This is a genomic window from Pseudomonas sp. DD1 (assembly GCF_044510355.1).
Taxonomy (GTDB): domain Bacteria; phylum Pseudomonadota; class Gammaproteobacteria; order Pseudomonadales; family Pseudomonadaceae; genus Aquipseudomonas; species Aquipseudomonas shahriarae.
The window spans coordinates 363,251-377,700 of the sequence record NZ_MSAJ01000022.1; the positions used below are offsets into that span (position 1 = coordinate 363,251).

General features: G+C 61.8%; 10 protein-coding genes. All 10 read left to right on the forward strand.

Features of this window, described 5'->3' with window-relative positions; all coding sequences use genetic code 11:
* Window positions 1-13: 13 nt before the first annotated feature.
* The 10 genes from PSFL_RS14995 (at window position 14) to PSFL_RS15040 (ending at window position 14,446) form a co-directional block, all read left to right on the forward strand.
* Window positions 14-502 carry a type VI secretion system tube protein Hcp gene (locus PSFL_RS14995; RefSeq protein ID WP_029289879.1) on the forward strand — a complete coding sequence of 163 codons (489 nt, stop codon included), beginning with the start codon at window positions 14-16 and terminating at the stop codon, window positions 500-502.
* A gap of 81 nt (window positions 503-583) precedes the next feature.
* Window positions 584-1,024 (forward strand): type VI secretion system amidase effector protein Tae4, encoded by a 441-nt coding sequence (locus PSFL_RS15000; RefSeq protein WP_120734345.1) that lies wholly within the window; start codon window positions 584-586, stop codon window positions 1,022-1,024.
* A complete protein-coding gene (locus PSFL_RS15005; RefSeq protein ID WP_057440530.1) occupies window positions 1,021-1,467 on the forward strand; it encodes a hypothetical protein in 447 nt (148 codons plus the stop codon). Before PSFL_RS15000 ends, PSFL_RS15005 begins: the two co-directional genes overlap by 4 nt.
* Window positions 1,461-1,976, forward strand: a complete 516-nt coding sequence (gene tssE, locus PSFL_RS15010) for a type VI secretion system baseplate subunit TssE (protein ID WP_057440531.1) — start codon at window positions 1,461-1,463, stop codon at window positions 1,974-1,976. The genes PSFL_RS15005 and tssE overlap by 7 nt, the downstream gene beginning before the upstream one ends.
* Complete coding sequence (tssF, locus tag PSFL_RS15015) at window positions 1,973-3,829, forward strand: type VI secretion system baseplate subunit TssF (protein ID WP_057961025.1); 1,857 nt, start codon at window positions 1,973-1,975, stop codon at window positions 3,827-3,829. The genes tssE and tssF overlap by 4 nt, the downstream gene beginning before the upstream one ends.
* Window positions 3,793-4,836: a type VI secretion system baseplate subunit TssG gene (tssG, locus tag PSFL_RS15020; RefSeq protein WP_057961026.1), complete on the forward strand. Its 1,044-nt coding sequence runs from the start codon at window positions 3,793-3,795 to the stop codon at window positions 4,834-4,836. Before tssF ends, tssG begins: the two co-directional genes overlap by 37 nt.
* Window positions 4,829-7,492: a type VI secretion system ATPase TssH gene (gene tssH, locus PSFL_RS15025; protein WP_170059922.1), complete on the forward strand. Its 2,664-nt coding sequence runs from the start codon at window positions 4,829-4,831 to the stop codon at window positions 7,490-7,492. Before tssG ends, tssH begins: the two co-directional genes overlap by 8 nt.
* Before the next feature lie 156 nt (window positions 7,493-7,648).
* Window positions 7,649-9,589 (forward strand): type VI secretion system Vgr family protein, encoded by a 1,941-nt coding sequence (locus PSFL_RS15030; RefSeq protein ID WP_115129295.1) that lies wholly within the window; start codon window positions 7,649-7,651, stop codon window positions 9,587-9,589.
* A 15-nt stretch (window positions 9,590-9,604) separates the two neighbouring features.
* On the forward strand, window positions 9,605-10,039 hold the full coding sequence (locus PSFL_RS15035) for a DcrB-related protein (RefSeq protein WP_083356086.1): 435 nt from the start codon (window positions 9,605-9,607) through the stop codon (window positions 10,037-10,039).
* Window positions 10,040-10,051: 12 nt separating this feature from the next.
* Window positions 10,052-14,446, forward strand: a complete 4,395-nt coding sequence (locus PSFL_RS15040) for an RHS repeat-associated core domain-containing protein (RefSeq protein WP_115129296.1) — start codon at window positions 10,052-10,054, stop codon at window positions 14,444-14,446.
* The last annotated feature ends 4 nt before the right edge of the window (window positions 14,447-14,450 follow it).

Sequence of the window (14,450 nt, forward strand, 5' to 3'; positions counted from 1 at the left end):
ACAGGGAGAAAACATGGCTGTTGATATTTTCATCAAGATCGGCGACATCAAGGGCGAGTCCATGGACAAGGCCCACAAGGACGAAATCGACGTGCTGAACTGGAGCTGGGGCATGGCCCAGTCCGGCAACATGCACGTTGGCAGTGGCGGCGGTGCGGGCAAGGTGAATATCCAGGACCTGTCGCTGACCAAGTACGTGGACAAGGCTTCGCCTAACCTGATGATGCATTGCGCCAGCGGCAAGCACATCGACAAGGTCAAGCTGACCGTGCGCAAGGCCGGCGGCGAAAGCCAGGTCGAGTACATGATCATCAACCTCGAAGAAGTACTGATCACCTCCCTGAGCACCGGCGGTTCGGGCAGCGATGATCGCCTGACCGAAAACGTCACCCTGAACTTTGCCCAGGTGATGGTCGACTACCAGCCGCAGAAAGCCGACGGCACCAAGGACGGCGGCCCGATCAAGTTCGGCTGGAATATCCGTTCCAACACCAAGCGTTGATACGAAGCCCCCCGGCGCCACACGCCGGGGGATTTTGGTGCTTGCTCGAATTTCGACCTTCCTCTTTTCGGTGTCTGAGTCATGGCCAAACCTTCGTTTATTAATTTGTGGGCAAACTACCCCACAACGCCAACACCCTGCGACGGCCCTTGGGACAATCAATGCGCCATCCGTATGAGCATCACGCTTAACGCCGAAAAAACCATCAAGGTAAACAAATCGACCTATAGCGAACCCAAGTGCGCGCATGACCACGCCCGAGGCGCGGAGTCATTGGCTAACTGGCTGTGGCGTCATCATCTCGGTCGCCCAACCATTCTTACGGGCAGCGCCGAGGACCGTCGTACGCTTTACCAAAAAACCGGGATTATTTTCTTCAAAGATTGTTTTGCCCGGATGGGACAATCTCTGGAAGCACGTACCGGCGACCATATTGACCTATGGAACCGAGGCTCAGTAACGGGTGACTTTGCCGACCAGGCGCACCGATCCCGACAGGTCTGGTTCTGGGAGTTGAAATGATCACACGCACCCTGCAATGCATACTGTCAATGAGCGTGCTGTTGAGCCTGAATGCCTGTGCGGAGCAAGCTGAACAAATCGACGCCACCCAATCCAACCCCGAGGTGGTGGTTGGAGGTCAACGACTGACCTTGGAAAGTCATGCACAACGCTGTGCATTGCGTAAGCCCGACCAGAGCCTGTTGACTCTGGATATGCCTTGGCCTTGCCATCTGAGCATCGACCGCAATGGCCAACCAAGGGTCGAGAGTTTTAACAATGCACAGATCATCATTGTGCAGCACTTTGCACCAGAACCTGCACCGAGCCAGGAGTGTCGCTCTCAGTATCAGGCCATCAGACATATTGAGGGTCGCTTGGAGGCGTCTATGGTTGCCGAAAGCGGTCATTGTTTGCTTGGTGCTATGGACCAGAAAAACTTCGTGGCATTTTTTACGTGGTAACCGAAATCGCCACCCGCGACCGCCTGCAACCGTCCCTGTTGGACCGGTTGACCGACGACGAGCCGAGCAATCCCAAGGAAAGCGCGGACAAGCGCGTGCTGTCCCTGACCCAGCTCAAAGCCTCGGTGCTGCGGGACCTGGCGTGGCTGCTCAATACCACGTCGCTGCTCAGCGCCGATGCCACGTTGCACACCCCGGCGGGGACGTCGGTGATTAATTACGGCCTGCCGGCGCTGGCGGGCAACAGTGCATCGAGTGTCGATATCAATGCTCTGGAAGCCCTGATCTACCAGGCGATTGCCACCTTCGAGCCGCGCATCCTGCGCCACACCCTGCGGGTCAAGGCGCGCGTGGCCCATGGCGAGATGAATCACAACGCCCTGAGTTTCGAGATCGAAGGCGACCTGTGGGCGCAGCCGGTGCCCTTGCGCCTGCTGCTGCAGACTGACCTGGACCTGGAGTCCGGCCATGTACGCGTGGTCAATGCCGACCAGCGGAGACGCCCATGAACCCGCGCCTGCTGGAGCTGTACAACCAGGAACTGCACCATGTGCGCGAGAGCGCTGCGGAGTTCGCCAAGGAATACCCGAAGATCGCCAGCCGGCTGACCCTGTCCGGCATGGACTGCGCCGACCCGTACGTCGAGCGTTTGCTCGAAGGCTTCGCTTATCTCACCGCCCGGGTGCAGCTCAAGCTCGATGCCGAGTACCCGACCTTCACCCACAATCTGCTGGAAATCGCCTACCCGCACTACCTGGCGCCGACCCCTTCGATGACCGTGGTGCAATTGCAGGCCGATCCCGATGAGGGCTCCCTGGCCAGCGGCTTTCCACTGCCTCGCGACACCGTATTGCGTGCCGCCCTGGGCCGCGAAACCCAGACCTGCTGCGAGTACCGCACCGCGCACCCGGTGATGCTGTGGCCGTTGCAGGTCAGCCAGGCCGATTACTTCGGCAACCCGTCCGCCGTGCTCGGGCGACTGGCCGCCAGCGAACCCAAGGCCAAGGCCGGTTTGCGCCTGACCTTGCGTACCGGCGCCGAGCTGCCCTTCAACAGCCTGGCCCTGGACAGCCTGCCGCTGTACCTGAGCGGCGCCGATGAGCAACCGTTCCGCCTCTACGAGCAGTTGCTCGGCAATGTTTGCGCGGTGTTTGCGCGCCAGCCCGGCGGTGACTGGGTGGAGCGTCTGCCACAGGACGCACTGCGTCCGCGCGGGTTCGACGACGCCGAGGCGGCGATGCCAGTGGTATCGCGGGCGTTCCAGGGTTATCGCCTGTTGCAGGAATACTTCGCCCTGCCCCATCGCTACCTGTTCGTCGAGTTCGCTGAACTGAGCCGCGCGGTACGACGCTGCGATGGCCAGGAGTTGGAGTTGATCGTGCTGTTCGACCGCCACGACCCGAGCCTGGAAGGCAGTGTGGGCGCCGCGCAATTCGTGCCGTTCTGCACCCCGGCGATCAACCTGTTCCCCAAGCGCGTGGACCGGATTCACCTGTCCGAACGGGTCAACGAGCACCATGTGATTGCCGACCGCACCCGACCCATGGACTTCGAGATTCACTCCCTGAGCGGCATCACCGGCCATGGCACCGGGCCGGAACAAGCCTTTTTGCCGTTCTACGCCGTGCGCGATCCGTCGCGCTACGGCCGCGACCAGAGTTATTACAGCGTGCGCCGCGAGCCGCGCGTGCTATCCAGCGACCAGCGGCGCAATGGCCCGCGCTCCACGTATGTGGGCAGCGAGACCTTTGTCAGCCTGGTCGACAGTCAGCAGGCGCCCTACCGCCACGACCTGCGCCAACTGGGCGTGACCGCGCTGTGCACCAACCGCGATCTGCCGCTGTTCATGAGTGTGGGCAACGGCAAGACTGACTTCACCTTGTCCGACAGCGCCCCGGTGCTGGCCGTGCGCTGCGTCGCCGGACCCAGCCGTCCGCGCGCCAGCCACGCCCATGATGCCAAGGCCTGGCGGCTGATCAGCCAGTTGTCGCTCAACTACCTGTCCCTCAGCGAGGGCCAGGGCGCCGCCGCGTTGCGTGAACTGCTGCGCCTGTATGGCGACAGCAACGACGCCGCCCTGCAACTGCAGATCGAAGGCCTGCGCGAGGTCAGCAGCAAAGCGGTGACCCGCCGCCTGCCGATGCCCGGCCCGATCGTGTTTGGTCGTGGCCTGGAGATCACCCTGGAATTTGATGAAAACGCGTTTCGCGGCACCGGCGTGTTCCTGCTCGGTGCGGTACTGGAACGGTTCCTGGCGCGTTATGTGTCGATCAACAGTTTTACCGAGACGGTGATCCGTACCACCGAACGCGGCGAGATCATGCGATGGAAAGCCAAGCCCGGACGTCGTCCGACCCTGTGAGTACCCTGGAGGCGATGCACCAGGAGCCCTGGGAATATGACTTCTTCCAGGCGCTGCGCCGTATCGAGTGCGAATCGCCGGACTTGCCGCGCCTGGGCCATTCCCTGCGCCTGGCCGATGACCCGTTGCGCCTCGGACAACAGGCCGATTGCACCTTCGCCCCGGCCACCCTGGCGTCGGTAGCGCCCGGCGCCGACGGCACGCCTGCGCGCCTGGAGCAGTTCTTTTTTGGCCTCGGCGGCCCCAATGGCCCGCTGCCGCTGCACATCACCGAATACGTGCGCGAACGCCAGCGCAACAACGCCGACAGCACCAGCAAGCGCTTCCTGGATGTGTTCCACCACCGCCTGCTGACCCTGTTCTACCGGGCCTGGGCCGAAGCACGGCCGACCGTCAGCCATGATCGGCCCGACGATGATTACTGGTCCGCACGCCTCGCCGCCTTGAGTGGCCGGGGCATGCCCAGCCTGCTCGACCAGGGCCTGATCCCCGACACCGCAAAGCTGCATTACAGCGGCCACCTCTCGGCACAAACCCGCTACCCGGACGGCCTGAAGGCGATTCTCGGCGAGTATTTCGGCCTGCCGGTGGAGATTGAAGAGTACGTCGGCCAATGGCTGGAGCTGCCCGAGCGCAGCCGGGTCAGCGTCAGCGCCAATCAGTTGGGCGTGGACTTCTGCCTGGGCAGCCATGTGTGGGACCGCCAGCATAAATTTCGCATTCGCCTGGGCCCGCTCATGCTGGACGACTACATGGGCATGTTGCCCGGCAGCCAGCCGTTCAACGAACTTGTGGCCTGGGTTGCCGAGTACCTGGGCCATGAACTGGACTGGGACTTGAACCTGGTTCTGCAACAACCCGAAGTCCCGGCACTGCAACTCAACGGCCAGTTCCGCCTGGGCTTCAACACGTGGCTCGGCCAACCCGGGCACGACGCCAACGACCTAATCCTGGCCCGGCATTACGCCGATCAGGCCACCACCTCAAGGAATTCAGAGCATGGGTGAAATCAGTCGCGCCGCACTGTTCGGCAAACTCAACAGCGTGGCCTACAAGGCCATCGAAGCCGCCACGGTGTTCTGCAAATTGCGCGGTAACCCCTACGTGGAGCTGGCCCACTGGTTTCACCAGTTGCTGCAACTGCAGGACTCGGACCTGCATCGCATCATCCGCCAGTTCAACGTCGAGCCGGCGCGCCTGGCCCGCGACCTCACCGAAGCCCTGGACCGCCTGCCCCGTGGCTCGACCTCGATCACCGACCTGTCGTCCCACGTGGAAGAAGCAGTAGAGCGCGGCTGGGTGTACGGCAGCCTGATGTTTGGCGAAAGCCAGGTGCGTACCGGCTACCTGGTGCTGGGCATTCTGAAGACGCCGAGCCTGCGGCATGCGCTGCTGGGTTTGTCGGGGGAGTTCGACAAGATCAAGGCCGAGGCCCTGAGCGAGCGCTTTGATGAATATGTCGGTGATTCGCCGGAAAACGCCCTGAGCGCCAGTGACGGTTTCAACGCCGGTGCCGTGCCGGGCGAAGCCAGCGGCGCCATGGCGCCGAGTGCCATGGGCAAGCAGGAAGCCCTCAAGCGTTTCACCGTGGACCTCACCGAGCAGGCGCGCAGCGGCAAGCTCGACCCGATCGTGGGGCGTGACGAAGAAATTCGGCAACTGGTGGATATCCTGATGCGTCGACGCCAGAACAACCCGATCCTCACCGGTGAGGCGGGGGTGGGCAAGACGGCGGTGGTCGAAGGTTTTGCCCTGCGCATCGTCGCCGGCGACGTGCCGCCGGCGTTGAAGGACGTAGAACTGCGCAGCCTGGATGTGGGCCTGCTGCAAGCCGGCGCCAGCATGAAAGGCGAATTCGAACAGCGCCTGCGCCAGGTCATCGAAGACGTCCAGGCCTCGCCAAAACCGATCATCCTGTTTATCGACGAAGCCCACACCCTGGTCGGTGCCGGTGGCGCCGCCGGCACCGGTGATGCAGCCAACCTGCTCAAGCCGGCCCTGGCCCGTGGCACCTTGCGCACGGTGGCGGCCACCACCTGGGCCGAGTACAAGAAGCACATCGAGAAAGACCCGGCCCTGACCCGCCGCTTCCAGGTAGTGCAAGTGGCCGAGCCGTCGGAAGACAAGGCGCTGCTGATGATGCGCGGCGTGGCCTCGACCATGGAAAAACACCACCAGGTGCAGATCCTCGATGAAGCCCTGGAAGCCTCGGTGAAGCTGTCCCACCGCTATATCCCGGCACGCCAGTTGCCGGATAAGTCGGTGAGCCTGCTGGACACCGCCTGCGCCCGCGTCGCCATCAGCCTGCACGCGGTGCCGGCCGAGGTGGACGACAGTCGCCGCCGTATCGAAGCCCTGGAAACCGAGCTGCAAATCATCGCCCGTGAGCATGCGATCGGCATCGCCATTGGTGCACGCCAGAGCAATAGCGAAGCCTTGCTGAGCGCCGAGCGCGAGCGCCTGGCAACGCTGGAAAGCCGCTGGGCCGAAGAGAAAACCCTGGTGGACGAGCTGCTCGCCACCCGGGCGACCCTGCGCGAGAAGGCTGGTGCTGTCGACAGCGGCAACGACGAGTTGCGCGCACAACTGGTGGACCTGCAACAGCGCCTCAGCGCCCTGCAAGGCGAAACCCCGCTGATCCTGCCGACCGTGGATTACCAGGCCGTGGCCTCGGTGGTTGCCGACTGGACCGGCATCCCGGTGGGCCGTATGGCGCGCAATGAACTGGAGACGGTGCTCAACCTCGACCAGCACCTGAAGAAACGCATCATCGGCCAGGACCACGCGTTGCAGATGATCGCCAAGCGCATCCAGACCTCCCGCGCCGGCCTCGACAACCCGAGCAAGCCGATTGGCGTGTTCATGCTGGCCGGCACCTCCGGCGTGGGCAAGACCGAAACCGCCCTGGCCCTGGCCGAAGCCATGTACGGCGGCGAGCAGAACGTGATCACCATCAACATGAGCGAGTTCCAGGAAGCCCATACCGTGTCGACCCTCAAAGGTGCGCCACCGGGCTATATCGGCTATGGCGAAGGCGGCGTGCTGACCGAAGCCGTGCGGCGCAAACCCTACAGCGTGGTGCTGCTGGACGAAGTGGAAAAAGCTCACCCGGACGTGCATGAGATTTTCTTCCAGGTCTTCGACAAGGGCGTGATGGAGGACGGCGAAGGCCGGGTGATCGACTTCAAGAACACCTTGATCCTGCTGACTACCAACGCTGGCACCGAGCTGATTTCCCACGTCTGCAAAGACCCGGCAAACGTGCCCGACCCGGAGGACATCGCCAAGGCCCTGCGCCAGCCACTGCTGGAAATCTTCCCGCCGGCCCTGCTCGGGCGCCTGGTGACGATTCCGTATTACCCACTCAGCGACGTGATGCTCAAGGCGATCACCCGCCTGCAACTGGACCGCATCAAGAAGCGTGTAGAGAACACCCACAAAGTCGCGTTCGACTACGACGACGCGGTGATCGACCTGATCGTCTCGCGCTGCACCGAAACCGAAAGCGGCGGGCGGATGATCGACACCATCCTCACCAACAGCCTGCTGCCGGACATGAGCCGCGAGTTCCTCACGCGCATGCTCGAAGGCAAGGCACTGGCGGGGGTGCGGATCGGCACGCGGGATAACGAATTGCACTACACCTTCAGCGACACCGAATAACCTGACGAAGTGCAATCCAAATGTGGGAGCGGGCTTGCTCGCGAATACGGTGAGTCAGTCGCCGGATGTATCAACTGATACACCGCATTCGCGAGCAAGCCCGCTCCCACATCGGATTCGGTTTCTTCAGTTATTAAGACACTTACGGGACAACCGATGCTTTTCAACCAAGCCTCACGCCTGGCCAAGATCACCAGCCCCCTGGGGCCGGATGTGCTGCTGCTCAATGAAATGGGCGGTGACGAAGAGTTGGGGCGGCTGTTCAGCTACGAGCTGCAACTGAACTCGCTGGACGCCAATATCGATCTCAACCAGTTGCTGGGCAAGCCGATGAGCGTCAGCCTGCAACTGGCGGATGGCGGCGCGCGGTATTTCCATGGGCTCGTCGCACGCTGCAGCCAGAACATCGACCAGGGCCAGTTCGCCAGTTACCAGGTGACCCTGCGCCCGTGGTTATGGCTGCTGAGCCGCACCTCCGACTGCCGGATTTTCCAGAACCTGAGCATCCCGCAGATCATCAAGCAGGTGTTCCGCGACCTGGGCTTTTCCGACTTCGAAGATGCCCTGAGCCGGCCGTATCGCGAGTGGGAATACTGCGTGCAGTACCGCGAGACCAGCTTCGATTTCGTCAGCCGCCTGATGGAACAGGAAGGCATCTACTACTTCTTCCGTCACGAGCAGGACCGCCATGTGCTGGTGCTGGCCGACGCCTATGGCGCCCACGCCACGGTGCCTGGCTACACCTCGGTGCCCTACTACCCCAAGGACGAGCAGCAGCGCGAACGCGACCATATGCACAACTGGCACCTGGTGCAGCAAGTCCAGCCCGGTTCCCTTGAGCTCAACGACTACGACTTTCAGCGCCCCAGCGCCAGCATCGACGTGCGCTCGGCCATGCCCCGCCCGCACACCGCCGGCGACTATCCGCTGTACGACTACCCCGGCACCTACGTCAAAAGCGAAGACGGCGAACACTACGCACGCACCCGTATCGAAGCCCTGCAAACCCTGCACGAACAAGTGGAGTTCAGCGGCAACGCCCGGGGCCTGGGCTCCGGCCATCTGTTCAGCCTCACCGGCTTCAGCCGCCACGACCAGAACCGCGAGTACCTGATCCTCGGCGCGCGCTACTACATCACCCAGGAACGCCTGGAATCCGGAGGCGGCGCGGCGTCGGCGCAGTTCGACAGCAGCCTGACCTGCATCGACGCTCAACAGAGCTTCCGCCCGCTGGCCAACACCCACCGGCCCATCGTCAAAGGCCCGCAGACCGCACTGGTGGTCGGGCCCAAGGGCGAGGAAATCTGGACCGACCAGTATGGCCGGGTAAAGGTGCATTTCTATTGGGACCGCCACGATCAGTCCAACGAAAACAGCTCCTGCTGGATTCGCGTGTCGCAATCCTGGGCCGGCAAAAACTGGGGTTCGATGCAGATCCCGCGCATCGGCCAGGAAGTGATTGTGAGCTTCCTTGAGGGCGACCCGGACCGGCCGATCATTACCGGGCGGGTGTACAACGCCGAACAGACGGTGCCCTACGACCTGCCGGAAAACGCCACCCAGAGCGGGATGAAAAGCCGCTCCAGCAAGGGCGGCAGCCCGGCGAACTTCAATGAAATCCGCATGGAGGACAAGAAGGGCCTGGAGCAGCTGTACATCCATGCCGAGCGCAATCAGGACATCGTGGTGGAGGTGGATGAAAGCCACTCGGTGGGGCATGACCGCAACAAGAGCATTGGGCATAACGAGACGGTGACCATTGGCAATAACCGCCTGCGCATCGTCAAGCAGGAAGACGTGCTCTCCGTTGGCCAGAAGAAGACCGACAGCATCAGCCAGAGCTATGTCATCGAGGTCGGCGAAAACCTGCGCCTGGTGTGCGGGGAAAGCATCCTCGAGTTGAACGCCAGCGGGCAGATCAACCTCACTGGCGTGCAAATCAGCTTCTACGCCAGCGGCGACGCCGAATTCAACACCGGCGGCGTGCTGCACCTCAACAACGGCGGCGGGCCTGGCGCCACACCGGATGGCCAAGGCATAAAAACCAGCATCGACGCCAATATCAAAGCCGCGTTCCCCGCGCCTAAAAGCTCCTGACGAGACCTGTTTGCCATGACGTACCGCATCAACGAATTCCAGTTTCAACTGCCCGCCGGCGAGCTGCAGGACGCGACGATCAATATCCTCAAGTTCCCGGAACTGGGGACTTCGCTGATCGTCAGCCGCAGCTTGCTGGCGGAAGGCGAAACCTTGCACAGCAACTTCGACGACCAGCTCAAGCGCCTGGAAAAACAGGTGCAGGACCTGCGCTGCCTGCCCAGCGTGCCGGTACGCCTGGGCGCCGCCCAGGAGGTCGAAGGGATCGAGCTGCGCAGCCAGTTCAACAAGGGCAACGACAAGGTGTTCCAGTACCAGTTGGCCCTGGTGTTGCCGGGGACGCGCAAGATGCTTGCCTTGAGTTATGTAAAGGCCGACAAGCTTGGTGATGCTGAGGCGGCGCATTGGGCGATCATCAAGAACTCGTTGTCGTTCGACGTGCCTGCGTGATGGGCATCCTGCATGTCTGACGCGTTATGGGCCGCCCGAATGGGCGATGCCATGGACCACACGTCGATGATGGCCGACATTCTCGGCGGCGTGCTGGAGGTGGCGGCGAACATCGCGATTACGGCGCTGGCCACCGCTGCAGTGGTCGCCGCCACCGGGATCACGGTTGTCACGGGCGGGCTGGGGTGCTTCCTCCTCGGCGCGGTCGTGGGCGTGGTTGTGGGGCTTGCGATGAGCAAGAGCGGGGCCGACAAGGGCCTGAGCAATTTATGCGAGGGCATCGGCAACGCGCTGTTCCCGCCGACGGTGCAGGCCAATATCCTCACCGGTTCCTTCGACACGTTTACCAATAACATCCCCTCGGCCCGTGCCGCCGGGGCGGTTGTTTCCCATGTGGCACCGGCCGGCACCGAGCTGGAAATGCAGGCGCCGGAAGAAGCGCCTGAAGCCGAAGCCAGTTACCTGGACATGGCAGGCGAGTTCTTCTCACAGATGTGGCGCCCCACCGTGGCTTCACCTGCGCCAGGCACAGAGACCAAGCCCGAAGACCTGGTGCTTTGCATGAAGCACCCACCGATGCCGCCACAGTTCATGGCCGAAGGCTCGGCCAAGGTGACCATCAACGGCCAGCCCGCGGTACGCAGCGGTGACCGCAGCACCTGCGATGCGAAAGTGGTGTCCTCCGGGCTGATCTCCTCCGACGTCACCATCGGCGGCGGTTCGGTGGTGGTACGCGAAATTCGCAGCGGCAAGACCCCGGGGGTCGGGCTGGCCGTGACAGTGCTGCTGATGCTCAAGGGGGGCAAGGGCAAGTTCTTCAGCAAATTGCCGTGCATGCTGGTTGGCGGGGCGGTGTCGATGGCCGTCAGCAGTGCCATGGGTGCTGCGGCCAACGCGGCCATGGGCTCGTCGAACCCGGTACATGCGGCCACCGGGGCCAAGGTGCTCGGCGGCGATGACGAGCTGGATTTCGTCCTGCCCGGTCTGTTGCCGATTGACTGGCAACGCGTCTACAACAGCCGCGACGAACGCCGTGGCAGCCTGTTCGGCGCTGGCTGGAGCGTGCCGTATGAGGTGTGCGTTGAAATCCAGCCCCACCCCGAAGGCGGCGATACGCTTGTCTACACCGACGAACAGGGCCGGCCCATCGACATGGGCACCATCCCCTTGGGCGGCGCGGTGTTCAGTGCCGGTGAAGGGCTTGCTGTACGGCGCCACCGCGATGGGCCGTTACTGATTGAAAGCGACGATGGTGTGTATCGCCTGTTCGAAGCCACCCCGGCAAACCCGTCGCGGCTGCGCCTGAGCCAGCTCGGTGATCGCAATGACAACCGCATCCATCTCGACTACGACGATGCCGGATGCCTGGTTCGTCTGCGCGATACGTTTGATCTCGTGCAGGTTGAGCTGATCCGTGATCAAGGCCATCTGACCCACATCGAACGCTTGTACCCGGATCAACGCCGTGAAGTGCTGGTCAGCTATGACTATGACGCTGCGGATAACCTGACGCAGGTGCGCGACGCAACCGGCCAGGTACAACGGCGTTTTGCCTATGATTCCGGGCGCCGTATGGTTGAGCACCAGTTGCCGACAGGATTGCGCTGCTTCTATGACTGGGCGTTGATTGAAGGCCTGGAATGGCGAGTGGTGCGGCACTGGACCGATGAGGGCGACACCTACCAATTCGACTATGACCTGCAAGCCGGCACCACACGCATCACCGATGGCTTGCAGCGCGTCAGCATCCGTCACTGGAACACTCAGCACCAGATCATTCAGTACAGCGACAACCTAGGCCAGACCTGGCTGTTCGAATGGAACGATGAGCGCCAATTACTCAACGCCACCGATCCGCAGGGTGGGTGTTATGCCTACAGCTACGACGAGAGCGGCAACCTGATCGGCGAGACCGACCCGTTGGGCCGCAGCGATTCCACCTTGTGGCTGGAACACTGGGCGCTGCCGCTGGTGGAAACCGACGCTGCCGACAACAGCTGGCAGTATCGCTATGATCAGCGCGGCAACTGCATCGCCGAGACCGATCCGCTGGGCTATATCACCCGTTACCGCTATGACGCACACGGCCAAGTCGTCGAGATCATCGACGCCACCGGAAAAAGCAAAAAGCTGCGCTGGAACCCGTTTGGGCAGTTAGTCGAGCATATCGACTGCTCGGGCTACCCGACGCGTTTCAGCTACGACGAGCGGGGCTATTTGCAGGTCATCACCGATGCCCTCGGTGAACGCACGCAGTTCAGTTATGACGCACAGGGGCGCTTGCTCAGCAGCCAATTGCCGGATGGCCGCACCGAGCAATACCAGCGCGATGCCAGTGGGCAGTTGGTGGGCTATACCGACCCCGCCGGGCACACCACGCTCTATCAAAACAACCGGCGTGGCCAGGTGCGCCAGCGCACAGACGCCCATGGTCGGCAGGTGCAGTTCGGCTATGACAGCTACGGGCGGCTGCAAGCGCTGGTCAATGAGAACGGTGAAAGCTATCGGTTTGCGTGGGACGCAGGGGATCGGCTGACTGAACAGCAAGACCTCGATGGCAGCGCTAAGCGCTACGACTACGACTTACTCGACAACATCACGGCGGTGACTGCGATTCCAGCGCCTTACGGCAATGGCCTGGCGGTGGTCCCGGAGACGCTGCCGGCGCCCATCGTTCACCGACTGGAGCGCGATGCGGTCGGCCGACTGGTCGCCAAAACCACCGACGATGGCCGCACCGACTACAGCTACGATGCAGTCGATCAGCTCACAGCCGTCACCTTCACCGACTTGCAGGGCAAAACCCAAGCCTTGGCTTTCGCCTACGACGCTGTCGGCCAGTTGCTTGCCGAACAGAGTGCCAGTGGCAACCTGCAACACCATTACGACGAACTCGGCAACCTGATCCAGACCCAACTGCCGGACGGCCGCTGGCTCAACCGCCTGTACTACGGCAGCGGGCACCTGCATCAAATCAACCTCGACGGCCAGGTCATCAGCGACTTCGAGCGCGACCGCCTGCACCGCGAAGTACTGCGCACCCAAGGCCAGCTCAGCACCCGCAGCGAATACGACCGTAGCGGTCGATTGCGCTCACGCCAACGCCGCCTTAACAGCCAACCATCGTTGATGCCCGCATCTGCGCAAAAGCAGTTCGAGTACGACCCCGCCGACAATCTGGTCGGCAAACTCGACCAGCAACCCGCGGCTCAACATCGCCAGTTGCTGCACTACGACGCCACCGGCCGGATTATCGCAAGCCAAGACAGCCTGCACGGCCAGCGCGAAACCTTCGCCTACGACGCCGCCGCCAATCTGCTGGACGGCCCACAGGCAGGCGCCGGGCTGGTGGTGCATAACAAGCTGCTGACTTATCAAGACAAGCGTTATCGCTACGATGCGTTTGGGCGGATGATCGAAAAGCGCAGCGCCAAGCGTGGTGTGCAGCGGTTTGCGTATGACGCGGAAAGTCGACTGGTTGAAGTGCGCAATGAAAACGGCAGTGTAGTCAGGATGGCGTATGACCCGCTGGGACGGCGGGTTGAGAAAACCGAACATGGCAGTGATGGGTACCCACTGGGCGAAACCCGGTTCATGTGGGACGGGCTGCGTTTATTGCAGGAGCATAAACACAGCCAGTCCAGCCTGTACGTCTATGAAGATGAAGGCTACCAACCCCTGGCCCGCGTCGACGGTGCCGGACCGCTGCAAAAAATTCGTTATTACCACAACGACCTGAACGGGTTGCCGGAGCAACTGACCGAGACCGACGGGCACAGCGTTTGGCAGGCAACTTATCGGGTGTGGGGCAACACACTGGAGGAAGTGCGCGAGCCTTATTACATTGAGGAGCAGAACCTGCGGTTTCAGGGGCAGTATCTGGACCGGGAGACGGGGCTGCATTTCAATACGTTCAGGTTTTATGATCCGGATGTGGGGCGGTTTACGACGCCGGATCCGATTGGGTTACTAGGAGGCTTCAACCTCTATCAATACACGCCCAACCCACTCACGTGGATGGACCCGCTTGGGTTAAGTTGCTCGAGTGACGCCAAAAAACTTGGAGGCCGCCTAGGCAAGGCTCCAAGCAAAGACTATCGAGCCCATCACATTGTGATGTCCAACTCCAAAGATGTACGCATGCGCTGGTTGAGAAGACGAATGGATAGGCTAGGCATAGATATAAATCAAAAAGAAAACGGTATATGGCTACCCGTCAATTCAAAATCTCGCCTGCCAAATACAAAAGCGACGGCTCACGCGGGAGAGGGTGTACATGGAAACGCTTACAAAAAACACGTATGGGAGACTCTAAAAGGGGCAAAAACAAAATCCGAATTCGAGCAAGGTTTGAAGACACTCAACCTTGAGCTCAGCGGCGGAAAAACCTTCCCACTGGCCAAATAGGAGA

What these genes read in the sequence shown, in the direction of transcription:
- PSFL_RS15040 (WP_115129296.1), top strand. Translation starts at nt 10,052, where the DNA reads ATGTCTGACGCGTTATGGGCCGCCCGAATGGGCGATGCCATGGACCAC.
- tssF (WP_057961025.1), top strand. Translation starts at nt 1,973, where the DNA reads ATGAACCCGCGCCTGCTGGAGCTGTACAACCAGGAACTGCACCATGTG.
- PSFL_RS15030 (WP_115129295.1), top strand. Translation starts at nt 7,649, where the DNA reads ATGCTTTTCAACCAAGCCTCACGCCTGGCCAAGATCACCAGCCCCCTG.
- PSFL_RS15000 (WP_120734345.1), top strand. Translation starts at nt 584, where the DNA reads ATGGCCAAACCTTCGTTTATTAATTTGTGGGCAAACTACCCCACAACG.
- tssG (WP_057961026.1), top strand. Translation starts at nt 3,793, where the DNA reads ATGGAAAGCCAAGCCCGGACGTCGTCCGACCCTGTGAGTACCCTGGAG.
- tssH (WP_170059922.1), top strand. Translation starts at nt 4,829, where the DNA reads ATGGGTGAAATCAGTCGCGCCGCACTGTTCGGCAAACTCAACAGCGTG.
- PSFL_RS14995 (WP_029289879.1), top strand. Translation starts at nt 14, where the DNA reads ATGGCTGTTGATATTTTCATCAAGATCGGCGACATCAAGGGCGAGTCC.
- PSFL_RS15035 (WP_083356086.1), top strand. Translation starts at nt 9,605, where the DNA reads ATGACGTACCGCATCAACGAATTCCAGTTTCAACTGCCCGCCGGCGAG.
- PSFL_RS15005 (WP_057440530.1), top strand. Translation starts at nt 1,021, where the DNA reads ATGATCACACGCACCCTGCAATGCATACTGTCAATGAGCGTGCTGTTG.